7 protein-coding genes are annotated in these 8,964 nt (G+C 52.9%); 4 read left to right on the top strand and 3 right to left on the bottom strand.

The window, feature by feature from the left end:
- Positions 1–26: 26 nt before the first annotated feature.
- From ACTG3Z_RS13220 to ACTG3Z_RS13230, 3 genes are all read left to right on the top strand, one after another.
- Complete coding sequence (locus ACTG3Z_RS13220; RefSeq protein WP_439143532.1) at positions 27–941, top strand: LysR family transcriptional regulator; 915 nt, start codon at positions 27–29, stop codon at positions 939–941.
- A 169-nt stretch (positions 942–1,110) separates the two neighbouring features.
- On the top strand, positions 1,111–2,106 hold the full coding sequence (locus tag ACTG3Z_RS13225) for a TAXI family TRAP transporter solute-binding subunit (RefSeq protein ID WP_439143533.1): 996 nt from the start codon (positions 1,111–1,113) through the stop codon (positions 2,104–2,106).
- A 133-nt stretch (positions 2,107–2,239) separates the two neighbouring features.
- On the top strand, positions 2,240–4,561 hold the full coding sequence (locus tag ACTG3Z_RS13230; protein WP_439143534.1) for a TRAP transporter permease: 2,322 nt from the start codon (positions 2,240–2,242) through the stop codon (positions 4,559–4,561).
- Between the two features lie 3 nt (positions 4,562–4,564).
- On the opposite strand, the gene ACTG3Z_RS13235 is transcribed toward ACTG3Z_RS13230, so the two are convergent.
- Positions 4,565–5,557, bottom strand: a complete 993-nt coding sequence (locus ACTG3Z_RS13235; RefSeq protein ID WP_439143535.1) for an aldo/keto reductase — start codon at positions 5,555–5,557, stop codon at positions 4,565–4,567.
- A gap of 242 nt (positions 5,558–5,799) precedes the next feature.
- On the opposite strand from ACTG3Z_RS13235, the gene ACTG3Z_RS13240 reads away from it, so the two are divergent.
- Positions 5,800–6,648 (top strand): DMT family transporter, encoded by an 849-nt coding sequence (locus tag ACTG3Z_RS13240; protein ID WP_439143539.1) that lies wholly within the window; start codon positions 5,800–5,802, stop codon positions 6,646–6,648.
- 16 nt (positions 6,649–6,664) lie between these two features.
- Here ACTG3Z_RS13240 and ACTG3Z_RS13245 read toward each other — a convergent pair whose 3' ends face one another.
- Together ACTG3Z_RS13245 and ACTG3Z_RS13250 are read right to left on the bottom strand one after the other, a co-directional pair.
- Entirely contained in the window at positions 6,665–7,228 is a 564-nt protein-coding gene (locus tag ACTG3Z_RS13245; protein ID WP_439143536.1) for a PqiC family protein, read from the bottom strand.
- A 2-nt stretch (positions 7,229–7,230) separates the two neighbouring features.
- On the bottom strand, positions 7,231–8,964 hold a 1,734-nt coding region (locus ACTG3Z_RS13250), incomplete at its 5' end, for an MlaD family protein (RefSeq protein ID WP_439143537.1).

An 8,964-nucleotide genomic window follows, 5' to 3' on the forward strand; every position in this document is an offset into this window, starting at 1 on the left:
TAGAAAATTTGAACAATGGGGCGTCAATGGAAATCCAGCAAATCAGATGCCTTCTTGCGGTTGCGGATACATTGCATTTTGGGCGTGCAGCCCAAGGGCTGAATATGCTGCCGGCGTCTTTGGGGCGTCATATCAAATTAATGGAAGAAAGCCTTGGAGTGCGGCTCTTGTTGCGCACGACCCGCAGTGTCGCGTTGACCGAAGCGGGTGAGGACTTTGTTGTAGCCGCCAAGGACATCATCGACCGTATTGATCAGTTAGAGACGACTTTCCGCGCACGGCAAAAACTGCAAAGCGAAGTCCTGCGCGTGGGTGTCATTGACAGTGCCGCCGCGGGCTTAATGCCTCAGGTGCTACCGCACTTGACCGCACAGCACCCTGATATCGCCGTGGACATGTTAGAACAAAAAACCATCCGTCTGCTGCCCCGTGTTTTGACAGGACGGCTGGACATCGCGATTGTGCGCCCGCCTGAGGTATGGGATCCGCGCTTGGAATTTCGCCCTTTGTTCTCAGAAACTATTGTTGTGGCGATCCCCGACACGCATCGCCTTGCATCCAATGAGGTTGTTTCGGTTCACGATATGATCGATGAGCCGCTTATTGTTCCCGACAGAGCATCCCGCCCCCACAGCCATGATCTGACCATCAAGCTCTTCATTGAGGCGGGCTTGACCGCGCGCGTTGCCCAAATCGCTGACGAAAAACAGACCATCGTCAGCCTAGTCAGTACCGGCGTCGGCCTGGCTATTGTTCCAAAATGGGCGTCGCGGCTGGGCATTGGCGGCGTATCATTTGTTGATCTCGCAGCGCCGGACACACCGTGCAAGAATGCCTTAAAACTTGCCGCCGTTTGGCTGCGCGATACGCGCCATTCTGCGCGAGATGCGTTCCTCGAGGTGTTGGACGATCATTCCGAAACACTCTCGAAAACAGCCTAACGTGATTAAATCAAAAATTTATATAATCCATATAACATCCTAAAATGCGACTCAAACCTTGAGTAAGAGCATTTTGCATCTACCCTCAGAGTTCCGCATTGGCGCGATGAGCGTTAGAGGATATGATCATGCGCTAATACCGGATACACTTCAGGGAGGACTGAACACAATGACACTATTTACAAAGATGACCGCTCTTGCGGCGACAGTTGCGATTTCGGGCACGGCTGCGATTGCAGATGGCCATGCTGACAAAACAGGCTGGCCAGAAAGCTTCACAGTTGGAACCGGCTCACAAGGCGGCACATATTTTGGTTACGGCTCTGGCTGGGCAGGTATCGTGTCCGCAGCGCTAGGCGTAAATGGCGGCGCGGAAGTAACTGGCGGCCCAATGCAAAACATGGCGCTTGTGCACACTGGCGACCTTGCGTTTGGAATGACAACAATGGGTCCAGCGGCTGAATCCATTGCCGGCAACAACCCAATCGCGCCAGGTCTTCCAATGACCAACGCTTGTGCGATGTTCCCAATGTACCAGACACCTTTCTCTGTCACGACATTGGCGTCCTCTGGCATCACATCTATTGCTGATATCCCTGCTGGTGCAGCAATTGGATTTGGTCCGGCTGGATCCACATCTGACACGTACTTCCCACGCATGATGGAAGAGCTTGGCGTAGAGTTTGATCGTCGCAACGGCGGTTGGTCTGATCTTGGTAGCCAGCTTCAGGACGGCTTGTTGGACGTCATCGCGTTCGCGGCGGGCGTTCCTGTTCCTGCGGTTTCACAGCTTGAAGTCCAGACAGAGATCAACATCATCGAGTTCACAGAAGAGCAGCAAGCGCAAATTGCAGCGGCTTTCCCTGTTGCAAACTTTGATATTGCGGCTGACAGCTACACAACAATCACTGAGCCTGTACGCTCGGTCTCCATGTGGAACTTTGCAATCGCGAACTGCGATTTGCCAGAGAGCTTCGTGTACGGTGTTGTTGATGCGGTAATGGGCGACAACGAGCGTCTGGTTGCGGCACACCGTGCAGGCCGTTCGTCTTTGCCAGAGTTCTGGGATCGCAACACTGTGATGAACTGGCATCCCGGTGCGGCTAAGTGGTTCACAGAAAACGCTGGTGCGTCCATCGACGCCGCTATGATCCACGGCAACTAAACGTCGCGAGGAAAGTCAAATCTGACTTTTCAACACTCAAAAACCTGCGCCCTTTCAAAGGGGCGCAGGTCCCTTTTTCTAAGTGCCACGTCACCCACTGCGACGCCGCTTACTGCCTCAGACGGGGACTCCAATGACAGATCAATCCAGCACTCAAGCTAGCGTCACAGATGACATCGTCCTCGCAGATGGTGTCGACGACGAACCCGCAGAGCACAACCGCCGCCTGTTTGAGGGTCGGTTCGGTCTGATCATTGCAAGCTGCGCAACGATTTACGCGGCCTTCCATATGCTGGCACTTAACGGCGTTTCCCTGTCTGGCATGACAGGTATTGATTTGCCTTTTCTGCCGCAATTCCCGCTTGAGACTTGGAATTTCCGCATCATTCACATCGCAGGTGCTCTCGCGCTTGGTTTCCTCGTGTTTGCATCGCACAGTTTTTCGCGCTCTGATGACGCAGTCGCGCGATCGAAGCTTTTTTCACTGCTCGGTGTGATATTGTTGGTTCCCACCTTTATCGCGGGCGCAACGGCCATCAGCTTTTTCAACCTTATCAATTCAGGCACTTTGCCAGAAATGGGTGGGCTGACCACTTGGGCAGCTTTTCCTGGAACAGAGATCTATCAGACTGAGGTTACATGGTTCGGGACACCCCTATTGATCGCCTCTTTTGGCGCAATTGTATTGGGGTGGTTTGAACGGAGCAGCCGCGCAAGTTTCGTGGTTGGTGATATCGTCCTTGCGCTTTGCGCGATCGTTGTCGCGATCTATTTTGTCTCGATCTACGGAACAGCTGCGCGCAACTCTGTCGGCACAACGTTCGTTCCCATTGGTGTTGCCTTCGCGGCGACTGCCGGAGCAGCCTTGATCATGGAGCTGACACGTCGCGTTGCGGGCCTTGCCCTTGTGATCATCACAGGGGTTTTCCTGCTTTATACATTCACCGCGCATTTGTTGCCCGGTATTCTGGCCGTGACCAAAGCCTATAGCTGGCAGCGCTTCTTTGGACACGTTTACTCAGATGCTGGCATTTTAGGGCCAACGACAGCCGTTTCATCAACTTACATTATCTTGTTCATCATATTTGCTGCCTTTCTGCAGGCGTCCAAAGTGGGCGACTATTTCGTGAACTTTGCCTTCGCAGCAGCGGGTCGCGCACGTGGCGGCCCCGCCAAGGTGGCGATCTTTGCATCTGGCTTGATGGGTATGATCAACGGCACGTCAGCCGGCAACGTAGTTGCGACAGGATCCCTGACGATCCCCTTGATGAAAAAGGTTGGATATCACAAAAAGACCGCTGGCGCGATTGAGGCTGCAGCCTCCACGGGTGGACAAATCATGCCGCCGATCATGGGTGCCGGAGCCTTCATCATGGCTGAAGTCACGGGCATTCCTTATCAAGATATCGCAATCGCCGCGATCATTCCTGCGGTTCTTTATTTCGTTTCGATCTACTTCATGGTGGATTTTGAAGCGGCAAAACTCGGCATGCGCGGAATGCGCGAAGACGAATTGCCCAAGTTCAATAAGCTGGTCAAACAAGTCTATTTGTTTATCCCGATCATCATTCTCATCGCTGCGCTCTTTATGGGGTATTCCGTTATTCGCGCGGGCACACTTGCCACGATGGCAGCCGCTGTTGTGTCATGGCTGCCCCCAATCTTCACGCGCTTGTTTGGCTGGTCGCCTTTGGGTGCAAGCCCTATGGGACTGCGTTCGATTGCCAAAGCGTTTGAACTTGCCGGTGTCATGTCGATCCAGATCATCGCCGTTTGCGCCTGTGCAGGTATCATCGTCGGTGTCATTTCTTTGACCGGTGTTGGCGCACGCTTCTCGTCACTGCTGCTTGACCTTGCGGGTGTAAGCCAACTTCTGGCGTTGTTCTTTGCGATGTGTATCGCGATATTGCTAGGCATGGGCATGCCAACAACAGCCGCGTATGCAGTTGCGGCGTCTGTCGTCGCGCCGGGCCTCGTGCAACTTGGCATTCCAACACTGACGGCACATTTCTTTGTGTTCTACTTCGCGGTGCTATCCGCCATTACGCCGCCGGTAGCACTGGCAAGTTATGCGGCCGCAGGTATCTCTGGCTCCAACCCGATGGAGACATCGATGGCGAGCTTCAAGATCGGCATTGCGGCATTCATCGTTCCATTCATGTTCTTTTACAGCTCAGCGATCCTGATGCAGGGGGAATGGTTCATCGTCCTGAAAGCGGCAGCAACAGCCATCTTCGGCGTCTTCTTGTTGTCCGCAGGTGTCCAAGGCTGGTTCTTCGGGGCACGTGCCGCATGGTTCATGCGCTTTGGCATCGTGCTCGCCGCATTGTTCATGATCTCCGGCGGGTTGGTCACGGACGTGATCGGGCTCGCACTTTTCGCAGGCCTGTATTTCGTGCAAAAGTTCCTTGCGCCACCAGCGGACGCTCAGATCGCTGTCAAAGGCCTCGACTGAAGGTTAGCAATACCCCTCAGGCCCATTCCACTGGGCCTGAGAATACCGATCTCCATGTGCCCAACCTACTGGCAGCAAACGCTCAAGCTCTGACATGATATCGTCAGTCATAGTAAAAGCGCTCGCACTGGCGCATTGAGCCAAATGTTCAGCCGTTCGGGTCCCCGGGATTGGAATGATCCTGCCAGCGCGCGCAAGGCACCACGCAAGGGCTAGAGCCGTGGATGATATGCCGATGTCAGCGGCCAACGACTTGAAACGTTCAACCCGTTGCATGTTGTGCACAAAATTTGCACCAGTAAAGCGCGGGTTCCGTTTTCTGAAATCAGTATCACCAAAGGTGGTTGGATCGAGCGGCTTATCCGCAAATATCCCCCGCCCCAAAGGTGCATAAGGCACTAAGGCAACGTCGAGTTCTACACAGGTATTGAGCAATCCAAGATCAGGCTGTCGGGTCCACAAAGAGTATTCGCTTTGCACCGCATCAACAGGACCAACATCACTGGCTCGACGTAACGAGGCCGGCGAAATTTCTGAAAACCCGATGCCTCCAATCTTACCCTCGGACTTGAAAGTCAGCATCGTTTCCATCACCTCTTCGATCTCAAGATCATGATCACGTCGATGCACATAATATAGATCAACATGATCAATGCCCAACCTTTGCAAGGATCCTTCTAGTTCAGCGCGCAAGTACTCTGGCTTGTTGTTGAAGCCACGATTTCCATGGGTCTTGTCACGCCAAATTCCCGCTTTGCTGGCTATCGTAAATTTCGTTGGGTTCTCTTTTAAAAAGGTTCCAATGATCTCTTCGGATGCGCCAAGACCGTAGACATTCGCAGTATCCAAAAAATCAATCCCAAGATCGCAGGCGCGTGAAAGCGTTTCATGGGCATCCTCGACGCTCGTGGGCCCGTAAAATCCAGCAAAGCTCATGCAGCCCAAGCCAATTTCCGAGACGGTTTTTTGTGATTTCAAAAGCTGGCGGCGTTTCATGATGATGGATCATCCTCATTGCGAACTTGGTCTTCACACAGATATAGTTCCCTCACATTTCGTGTCTATTGTCCGTCTCGAAGTTCTTTTCGCTAGATCAAATGCACCTCTCAAAGCTCTACCAATCTTTTGGCAAACCGCTATGAACGTTTAAACCATTTTAGGCAGACGCTTTGAACCACTTCAGCAAAACTCAATCAGACCAGAGCCCTGACTACGCTGCATGGGTCGCGTTTGGCATCATGACTGTTTGCATGAGCATGTCTTTCGTGTTCGTCAAATTTTCACTTGAAGGGTTTACGCTCGAACAAGCCGCGGGTGGGCGCTTGGTGATAGGCGCTGCGTTCTTGATACCGGTCGCCTACATTTTTGGTGATGGGTTGATCGCCAAATTCTGGTTTTGGAAATGGGCCGGCTACTTGGGACTGGTCAGTTTCGTTTTGCCAATTGGGTTAACCACTTATGGCTTGCAAAGCCTGCCATCTAACTTGGTCGGCTCCATGTATACGCTAACCCCTTTGATCACGATTGGGCTTTCCGCACTCTTTTTAAAGGTCCAGATTTCGCGCAAAAAACTGATCGGTTTGATGATTGGCTTGTTGGGCCTGCTCATCATTACTGAACCAATGTCATGGATCGGGGAAACAGGACCGAACGCAGCTATCCCGATGTTGGCAACCATTGGCGCAGTCTTCTGCCTTGCGACAGCCGCCATTCTCATGCGCGTTATGCCAAAGGTAAATACCATCTCAATGATCAGCGCCAGTGCTTTGGTTGCGTCGATATTTGGGATCTGGCCATTTGTATCAGTGTTTGACGGGAATCTACCGACGTTACGCCCATGGCTTGGTCTGTTAGGGGTCTCGATACTATCGACCGCAATCGCCTTTTGTATCCGCTTCTATCTTATCCGTCGCAAGGGGCCAGTCTTTCTGGCACCGAATGCCTATTTCGGCATCGTGCTGTCCAATGCTTTTGGCGTGCTGCTTCTGGGTGATCTTATCACCAACTCTATGAAGGTTGCTTTTGTGCTGATCATCGCTGGGCTCTACATCGCAAGAGATCAGTCGGGATATATGAAGCAGGTTTGACGACGAAAAATTAAGTTTAACGAAGTCCGCTGCGCGCGATGAGCACTGCCAGATCGCCTATGATCGTGCCGCGCACCTGCGCGATCGCTTGGGGGCCCGCGTCCACGTCATATGGGGACACGATGTCGAAGGTATCAGCACGCTCGCGCCCATCCGTTGCAGCGCCCACGAAATACTGCCCTGTTGCACGAAATTTTCCATCAGATTGAGCCACCAAATTCTCAAAACGCACTTCAAGGCGGGCATCAGGGAAGGATTCAAACGGCCAAGGTTCCGACGCAACTTTGGCACCCGAAAGTTTCGCCAAATTGCGCGCTAGCTCCAAGGCAATGGCGCGCTCTGGATTATCCGCCCAAAGCTGGTCTTTGTTGGTGATCAATTTTCCATCACTGTCTTGAACGGCGATTTCGTCAGCCGCGGCATAGGACGGAAGCGAGACATCTTTGACTTCAACTGACGCAAACGCGATGCGTTGCTTTTGCGTGATTTCAGGGGCGACAACAGTGTAGCGATCAGGGTTGCTGCCGCAAGCCGCAAGCGCCAATGCAGTGCAGGCCAGTGTTGCTTTGAAAAATGTCATCTTTAACGTCCCCTAATAAGCGCGCTTGGATTACGCTCAAGCATTCTGGCAAGCGATGTAATCGCGGCAGCCGCTTTGGAAATGTCGCGTAAGGCCGCTTGGGTCTCACGGCTGATTACATCGCCTTTGTTGTAGCCTGCAATCGTCGTGCTTGCTTGGCTCAAAACTGCGCTGACACGCCCAACCAATGCGGGCAAATCCTGAGTTGAGGTCGCGACGGCATTGGCCGCATCGCGCGCTGAACCAAGCGCTGCATTGAGGTTGGTAACGGCCCCACCATTGCGAAGTTCGGTCAGTGTTGCGTTAATTTCATTCAACGCAGCGCTAAGATCAGCAGGCAATTCCTGAGCGGCAGGTGTACTTAAAATATTGTCAGCCGACGCCGTCAACGCGGTCAATTCTTTAGTAAGGTTTTCAAGCGGCAGGCTCTGCGCTCTGATGGCCAGTTCTTGGATCTCAGCCAAAAGATCCGGCACGCCTTCAACAGACGTGTTTACACCCTGTGCTGCCCGCGCCGCCGCATCTATCGCGTCACCTAATTTGGTCACAAGCTGATCAGTTTCGAGCTGTTGTAACAGCCCTTCGAAACGTGTGATCGCGCTGTTGAGCGAGTTGGGGATTGCTTGCATATCTTTGGATGCCACGATGCCGCGCACGTCGCCTAACAAAGCACGCATGTCTTGCGGTGTCTCACGCAAATCTTCGTCTGAAATCAAAACCTCTGCGCTGTAAAAGAGCTGTATCGCGCTTTCCATCAACTCTTCGATGGGAAGGTTATTCACACGCGCGATCACGCCTTCGACTGTGGCAGAGGCATCTGAAATCAAGCTTTCCGTTGACGGAATGATCGGGATGATCCCTTCGCCGGTTTGGACGATGTAACTCGGTGCATCGTCATCTTGAACCAGCTCTATTTTTAACCCACCGACCAATAAACCAGCCGAAGCCAAACGCGCTCGCAGACCTTCGTTAACCCGTGTCGTAAGAAATTCGAGCGCCGCTTCGGCCGTGACATCGTCTTGCAAACCAAGACGCGCGGGTTGGATCGCAAGCACCGCATTCAATTTTATCCGTCGCTCTCCAAACGCATCGGTTTCAACGACGCCAGACAGGCTTTGTACTTTGCCGATACGCAAGCCACTTAACTCGACAGGCGCGTCCACCGCGAGGCCGGACACGTTCTCATCAAATACAACGCGCATCTCGAGTGGTTTAACTTCCGAGGCAGCAAAAATGCTGTTGCGCGCCGTGTTTTCATCCACATAAACGTCAAATTCGCTGCCGTCGCTCACAGGGTCATCGCCTGTGACAAACGTATCAAAGGTAAGCCCACCGCCAAGCAACGTGGCGATGGACGAAAAGTTAATTTCAGCGCCCCCTGCCCCCACTTTAAACGTAAAGCCAGAGGTGTCCCAGAACCGTGTCGTCGGTGAAATCAGGCGGCTGTAGGGATCATAAATAATTGCTTCGGCAATCGCGAAGGTGCCTTGCAGTGAAATACGGGCTTTGCCGGTACGGCCAACTTCAATGCCACGAAAGGTAATTGGGCTGTGATCCGTCAGCGAACCGCCAGGTGTGGTGCGCAGCGTAATCCTCAAACCCTCTTGGCCATGACGATAGATCGGTGTTTCATCCAGCGCGACAAATTCGGTCTGTTCGGGGCTTTGTTGCACAAATCGGTCTGAGGCCGATCTCCCCCTTACCCCAGACGGATTTAGCCTACAGCCACGGTACTT

This window comes from Planktotalea sp., assembly GCF_965659345.1.
GTDB lineage: Bacteria > Pseudomonadota > Alphaproteobacteria > Rhodobacterales > Rhodobacteraceae > Planktotalea.

Coding starts and splice junctions, on each gene's coding strand:
- ACTG3Z_RS13220 (WP_439143532.1), top strand. CDS start 27: ATGGAAATCCAGCAAATCAGATGCCTTCTTGCGGTTGCGGATACATTG.
- ACTG3Z_RS13225 (WP_439143533.1), top strand. CDS start 1,111: ATGACACTATTTACAAAGATGACCGCTCTTGCGGCGACAGTTGCGATT.
- ACTG3Z_RS13230 (WP_439143534.1), top strand. CDS start 2,240: ATGACAGATCAATCCAGCACTCAAGCTAGCGTCACAGATGACATCGTC.
- ACTG3Z_RS13235 (WP_439143535.1), bottom strand. CDS start 5,557: ATGAAACGCCGCCAGCTTTTGAAATCACAAAAAACCGTCTCGGAAATT.
- ACTG3Z_RS13240 (WP_439143539.1), top strand. CDS start 5,800: ATGACTGTTTGCATGAGCATGTCTTTCGTGTTCGTCAAATTTTCACTT.
- ACTG3Z_RS13245 (WP_439143536.1), bottom strand. CDS start 7,228: ATGACATTTTTCAAAGCAACACTGGCCTGCACTGCATTGGCGCTTGCG.